This window comes from Nitrospira sp. BLG_2 (assembly GCF_049222245.1).
In genome coordinates this window covers 1-5,620 of sequence record NZ_JBLYIG010000265.1, presented here as the reverse complement: position 1 = coordinate 5,620, position 5,620 = coordinate 1, and the positions used below count along the sequence as shown (strand labels likewise).

Annotated in this window: 6 protein-coding genes; 2 read left to right on the top strand and 4 right to left on the bottom strand. The window is 56.1% G+C overall.

Annotated elements, in window-relative coordinates:
• The 4 genes from glyA to tdh all read right to left on the bottom strand — a co-directional run.
• The coding region (glyA, locus tag ACOSYY_RS07305; RefSeq protein WP_421661608.1) for a serine hydroxymethyltransferase at nucleotides 1-771 on the bottom strand (771 nt) is incomplete at its 3' end.
• Between the two features lie 19 nt (nucleotides 772-790).
• Entirely contained in the window at nucleotides 791-1,258 is a 468-nt protein-coding gene (gene rplI / locus ACOSYY_RS07300) for a 50S ribosomal protein L9 (RefSeq protein WP_421661607.1), read from the bottom strand.
• A gap of 84 nt (nucleotides 1,259-1,342) precedes the next feature.
• Nucleotides 1,343-2,533, bottom strand: a complete 1,191-nt coding sequence (gene kbl / locus ACOSYY_RS07295) for a glycine C-acetyltransferase (RefSeq protein WP_421661606.1) — start codon at nucleotides 2,531-2,533, stop codon at nucleotides 1,343-1,345.
• A 67-nt stretch (nucleotides 2,534-2,600) separates the two neighbouring features.
• Nucleotides 2,601-3,635 (bottom strand): L-threonine 3-dehydrogenase, zinc-binding type, encoded by a 1,035-nt coding sequence (gene tdh, locus ACOSYY_RS07290; protein ID WP_421661605.1) that lies wholly within the window; start codon nucleotides 3,633-3,635, stop codon nucleotides 2,601-2,603.
• Between the two features lie 165 nt (nucleotides 3,636-3,800).
• Between tdh and ACOSYY_RS07285 the strand changes: the two genes are divergently transcribed.
• Together ACOSYY_RS07285 and ACOSYY_RS07280 are read left to right on the top strand one after the other, a co-directional pair.
• Entirely contained in the window at nucleotides 3,801-4,412 is a 612-nt protein-coding gene (locus ACOSYY_RS07285) for a YceI family protein (RefSeq protein ID WP_421661604.1), read from the top strand.
• A gap of 79 nt (nucleotides 4,413-4,491) precedes the next feature.
• Nucleotides 4,492-5,490 carry a zinc-dependent alcohol dehydrogenase family protein gene (locus ACOSYY_RS07280; protein ID WP_421661603.1) on the top strand — a complete coding sequence of 333 codons (999 nt, stop codon included), beginning with the start codon at nucleotides 4,492-4,494 and terminating at the stop codon, nucleotides 5,488-5,490.
• Nucleotides 5,491-5,620 lie beyond the last annotated feature (130 nt).

The following is a 5,620-nucleotide window of genomic DNA, read 5'->3' as shown; positions in this document are numbered from 1 at the left end:
CAGTTTGTCGACGCCCTTCGCATACTCGGCTTTACACATCGTGACGCCCCCGCGCGGACCACGCAGCGTCTTGTGAGTCGTTGTCGTGACAAAGTCGGCATAGGGAACGGGATTCGGATGAAGCCCGGCGGCGATAAGGCCGGCAATATGCGCGATATCCACTAACAGATAGGCTCCGACCGATTTGGCGATTTGTTGAAAGCGGGGAAAATCCAGCACGCGGGCATAGGCGCTGGCCCCGACCACGATCATCCGCGGACGACATTCTTCCGCGACCTTCTGGACGGCATCGTAGTCGATGGTTTCGGTCCGGCGATCGACGCCATAGGAGAAGACACGAAAGAGGATACCGGAGAAATTGACTTTGCTCCCATGCGTGAGGTGACCGCCTTGGGCAAGGTCCATTCCTAAAATGGTATCCCCCGGCTTCAGGACCGACAGATAGGCCGCCATGTTGGCCTGTGAACCCGAATGCGGCTGCACGTTCACGTGCTCAGCCCCGAAGATCTCTTTGCACCGCTGAATCGCCAAATCTTCGACGGTGTCGGCATGTTGACACCCGCCGTAGTATCGCTTGCCGGGATAACCTTCCGCATACTTATTGGTGAGCACCGAGCCTTGCGCGGCCAATACCGCGGGGCTGGCAAAATTTTCCGAGGCAATCAGAAGCAGCTTCTCACGCTGCCGAATTTCTTCCGCCTCAATCGCGGCGTAGACATCAGGGTCTGCCGTCTTCAGTGCGTCCCAAGAACGGATGACATCGCTGCTCATGTTCTCCATAGTCAAATACCTACGCTGAAGGCTCTTCAGGCTCTTGCTTCTTCACCACCCGAACGGTCACCGTCGCCACCACATCCCGAGGCATCTTGATGGGAACCGAAACCGTACCCAGTTCCTTGATCGGTTGCGCCAATTGGATCTTACGCCGATCCACTGTCACTCCTTGCGCGGCCAATCCTTCGGCGATGTCCTTGGCGGTGACGGAACCGAACATCTTGTCGTCTTTGCCGACCTGTGCTTCGATCGTCAGCGCGATCGCGGACACTTTCTTGGCATAGGATTCGATTTCAAGCTTTTCCTTTTTGGCCTTCTCGGCAGCCGTTCGTTTGGCATGTTCGAAGGCCTTGATGCTCCGACCGTCGGCTTCCACGGCCTTGCGGCGCGGCAGCAGATAGTTCCTCGCAAACCCGTCGGCGACGTTGATGAGATCGCCGAGATGCCCGACCCCTTCCAGGGTTTCTTGAAGAATGACTTTCATACCCTACTCCTTCACGTAATAAAGTGTCAGAGGATACTGAGCCGGCTGCGAAATGTCAATTCTGGGAAGGTGCTCTGAGGTCAACTATGGGATGACACCGAGGGCCCGGCCCACCTTTGAGAAAGCGGCCACGGCTTGTCGCAACTGAACCGTTGTATGGGCTGCCGACATTTGAGTCCGGATCCTTGCCTGCCCTTGCGGCACTACCGGATAGCTAAACCCGACGACGTAGACTCCTTCCTTCAGTAATGCCTCTGCCATGGAGGTCGCAAGAGCAGCATCACCCAACATCACCGGAATGATGGGATGTTGCCCGGAAATCAGCCTGAAACCCAGCCTGGTCAGCTCATCCCGGAAGAAAACGGCATTAGTTCGAAGCCGTTCCCTGAGCTGATTACCTTGCTTCACTAAGTCAAGGGCACACAATGCGCCGGCCGCGATGGGGGGAGGGAGTGAGTTCGAAAACAGGTAGGGGCGCGATCGTTGACGCAGCAACTCAATCACTTCCGCCTTGCCGGATGTAAACCCGCCGGTCGCGCCACCCAGCGTTTTCCCCAACGTGCTCGTCACCATCTCGATTCGGTCAGCTACCCCGAAATGAGCCGGCGTACCCCTGCCTTGAGGACCCAAAACGCCGGTCGCATGGCTGTCATCGACCACCACCGCCGCGTCGTACCGCTCCGCCAACTCCACGATCCGATCCAGTTTGGCCAAATCGCCGTCCATCGAGAAGACCCCATCGGTTACAATCAGGCGCAGGCGGCATCCACCGGCATCACGAAGCTGCGCTTCGAGGTCTGCCATGTCGGAATGGGCATATCGGAATCGTTTGGCTTTGCAGAGTCTGATGCCGTCGATCAAGCTGGCATGGTTCAAGGCATCGCTGATGACGGCGTCGTCCTCACCCAGCAATACTTCGAACAGTCCTCCGTTCGCATCGAAGCAGGAACTGTATAAGATTGTGTCCTCGTTGCCGAGAAACTCGCTGACGGCCTCTTCCAACCGCTTATGCAGATCCTGCGTGCCGCAAATAAACCGCACGGAGGCCATGCCATACCCATGTGTTTCCAATCCTTTTTGAGTCGCCTGAACGATCGCCGCGTGGTTCGCCAGTCCCAGATAATTGTTTGCGCAGAGGTTGAGCACCAAGCCTTGAGCCACCAGGATGTCCGAGCCTTGGGGCCCCAGGATGTGCCGCTCGGATTTATAGAGGCCCTTCGCTCGGATGTCGGCGAGTTGAGTGTCGAGGACCTTTTTGAGTGAATCGTACGCCACAGTCGTTGAAGGTTGAGGATCCGTCTTAGGTTGAGATGAACTTAACCGACCTTCGCTTAGACCTTCATCACGGAAACAGCACCACTTTGCCGCACTGACCCGACTGGATCAACCCAAACCCGGTGGCAAACTCGGCTAACGGAAAGGAATGGGTCACGACCGGTCGAATATCGAGGCCGGCTTTGAAGAGACCGGCCAGCCGGTACCAGGTTCCGAACAAGCGCCTCCCGGTGATCCCATAGACACGGATGCCCTTAAAAATAACTTCGTTCGGCAGATCAAAGCAAACGGGACCGGTCGGAATGCCGAACAAGGTGACTCGTCCGCCGTTCTTCACGGCGCGAAAGGCTTGATGCAATGCCGTGGGATCTCCCGACATCTCGAGTGCGGCATCGACTCCTTCACCGGCGGTCATCTCCAGAATGGCCGCCGCCACTTGCTCCGGTGACTCGGCTCTCGCGTTGAGGACATGATCCACTCCCATCGCTTTCGCCAAACCCAGTCGATAATCACTGACATCGGACGCGATAATGGTCGCGGCGCCGGCGGTTCGTGCGACAGCCGCGGCGAATAAACCGGTCGGGCCACACCCCGTGATCAACACGGTATGACCCGTGAGATCTTCAGCAAGAGCGGCATCAACGGCATTCCCCAGCGGCTCCTGCATACAGGCCAACTCCGGGGGAATTTCTGGAGCCGTATGCCATAAGACGCCTTCAGGCAGCGCGACATACTGAGCGTAAGATCCGTCCCGATCGATCCCAAGAATCTTGTAATTTTTGCACACATGCGCCTGTCCGGTGCGGCACTGAAAGCACGCGCCACAAGTGAGGTGGGATTCGGCGGCGACATAGTCGCCGACCTTGACCAGAGACACCTCCCGACCGACCTCCACGACGTGGCCGCACAATTCATGGCCGATGATTCGCGGTGGATGAATTCGCCGTTGCGCCCACTCATCCCAACGATAAATATGGGCGTCGGTTCCACATAACGAGGTCGCAACCACCTTCACCACGGCATCGTGTGGCCCTGGGGTCGGGTCCGCCCAGCTGGTGAGAGTTAAGCCCGGCCCTGCCGTAGTTTTGACGAGCGCCTGCATGAACCTATTCTATACCAACTTAATCGGTTGACACCCGAGTTTCGCTGAAAGAAACGAGTTGCGCGGCTTCCCGACGATGAGTAGGATGCCGGGTCTCATCGTGATGATCGTCCAAGAGGAAGTACCCGTTCACCCATTGGGAAGGAGACGCCGGAAGGTAATCATATGAAAATTCGATCACCCTGGGTGCAGGGAATCGTAATGGCAGGTCTATTGGGATCCTTCCCGCTGGGCGCCGAGGCTGAAACGGCTCGTTGGGACATCGATCCTGACCACTCAGTGATTGAGTTTCGCGTGACGCACATGCTTGTGTCAAAAACGTCAGGGCATTTCCAGGATTATCATGGATTTATCGAACTGGATGCGGATGCCAAAACCCTGAAGACGATTGAAGCGACGATCAAAGCCGAGTCAATCGACACGAATCAGGAGAAACGCGACATGCACCTCCGCAATGCCGACTTCTTGGACGTCAAACAGTTCCCGACGATCATGTATAAGATGAAAAAATATAAAAAACAGGGGGATACCTATAAGGTTGTCGGTCATCTCACCCTGCGCGGCGTGACCAAAGAGATCACGTTGATCGGAACTTTCAATGGCGTCACGAAGGATCCCGGAGGCAACACCAGAGCCGGATTCACCGCCGATGGAACATTGAATCGCAAGGACTTCGGCATGATTTGGAACAAGACGCTCGATACGGGGGGGTTAGTCGTCGGAAACGAAGTCCAGATTCATTTGGACATCGAATGTATCAAAACGAAAAAGCCGTAGAGAGTGGAAACGTTAAAGAAGCTGAACGCTCGAACTTTCTCACCTTCGCCCCTTCCGACTTTCAGATGACGGACATACGATGAAAGCGATGGTACTCGACCATATCAATGACGTTTCCACTAGTCCTTTGCGGCTTCACGATCGGCCGATACCCGTCCCAAAGGCAGGTCAGGTCCTCGTCAAGGTTCATGTCTGCGGCGTCTGTCGCACGGATCTCCATGTAGTGGAAGGAGACCTTCCCGATATTCCACTCCCCCTGATCCCAGGACATCAAGCAATCGGCACGGTGATGCAAGTCGGTTCCAAGGTCTCGGAGATCAAGGAAGGGGAACGAGTCGGGATTGCCTGGCTTCAGGGAACATGTGGACAGTGCGAATTCTGCACAAGCGGAAGGGAAAACCTCTGCTTACAGGCAAAATTCACCGGCTATCAGGTCGACGGAGGGTATGCGGAATATGCGGCTCTGTCGGCAGGGTTCGCCTATCCAATTCCATCGATCTTTTCCGACGATGACGCCGCTCCTTTGCTTTGCGCCGGAATTATCGGCTATCGCGCGTTACGGCTCAGCGGCATCAAGCCGGGTCAGCGCCTCGGGTTGTACGGGTTTGGGGCCTCCGCACATATCGCGATTCAGATCGCACGCCATTGGGGTTGTCAGGTCTATGTCAGTTCGCTCAAGTCCGAGCATCAAGCGTTGGCAAGAGAACTGGGTGCCGTCTGGGTCGGCGGCTCGACGGAGATGCCACCTGATAAACTGCATGGGTCAATCATTTTTGCGCCGGCCGGTGAACTCGTCCCTCCGGCCTTGAGAGCGCTCGACAGAGGCGGCACGCTTGCCCTGGCCGGCATTCACATGTCGCCCATTCCTCCGCTCGATTACGATCGTGACGTATTCGGGGAACGGGTCATCCGTAGTGTGACAGCCAACACCAGACAGGACGGAATTGATCTCTTGCGCGAAGCAGCCGCGATTCCTATCAAACCGCATACAGTCCGTTTTCCTCTTGAAGAGGCAAACCACGCATTACAAGAATTGAAAGCGGGAAACTTTCAAGGCGCGGCGGTGCTGACAATGTGAGCGTGCTGAACCGAAACTGATCCAGAAACTGCCGGGTTCCTCGTGATCTTGCTACCCATTCCAGACGTTCTAACTACATCTTCCAGTCGCTACGAATCTATGACAAGACTCCCGCGATACAACCGGTCAG

Bases quoted from the DNA above. Each gene is read 5' to 3' on its own strand.
- rplI (WP_421661607.1), bottom strand. From the start codon at position 1,258: ATGAAAGTCATTCTTCAAGAAACCCTGGAAGGGGTCGGGCATCTCGGC.
- ACOSYY_RS07285 (WP_421661604.1), top strand. From the start codon at position 3,801: ATGAAAATTCGATCACCCTGGGTGCAGGGAATCGTAATGGCAGGTCTA.
- ACOSYY_RS07280 (WP_421661603.1), top strand. From the start codon at position 4,492: ATGAAAGCGATGGTACTCGACCATATCAATGACGTTTCCACTAGTCCT.
- tdh (WP_421661605.1), bottom strand. From the start codon at position 3,635: ATGCAGGCGCTCGTCAAAACTACGGCAGGGCCGGGCTTAACTCTCACC.